Below are 267 nucleotides of genomic sequence, written 5' to 3'. Positions count from 1 at the left end.
CTCGAACTCGTTGGGGTTGATGAACATGGCCGAGGCCTCCTGTGGCGTGCGCCGCGCCCTAGCGGGTTGCGGCCAGCTTCTGTTGGTAGTCGGTCTTGACGAAGCCGGCGAACGACTTTTCGGTCACGGCCAGGAACTCGGGCGAGGCATAGGCCGCGGCAATGTCCTTCACGAAAGGCTTGTCCAGGTCGGCCGTGCGCACCGCCACCAGGTTCTGGTAGGTGGGCGTGGTCTTTTTCAGCGCCAGCGCTTCGGTCAGCTTCAGGC

At 64.0% G+C, this 267-nt stretch carries 1 protein-coding gene; it reads right to left on the bottom strand.

Annotated elements, in window-relative coordinates; translation table 11 throughout:
• Positions 1 to 58: 58 nt before the first annotated feature.
• Positions 59 to 267: MetQ/NlpA family ABC transporter substrate-binding protein (locus SB751_RS31200; protein ID WP_410749169.1), on the bottom strand; the 209-nt coding region annotated here is incomplete at its 5' end.

Source organism: Cupriavidus sp. SIMBA_020 (genome assembly GCF_046535395.1).
GTDB classification, from domain to species: domain Bacteria; phylum Pseudomonadota; class Gammaproteobacteria; order Burkholderiales; family Burkholderiaceae; genus Cupriavidus; species Cupriavidus campinensis.
Note: the sequence above shows the minus strand (reverse complement) of the source record. Positions and strands in the feature narration are given on the sequence as shown.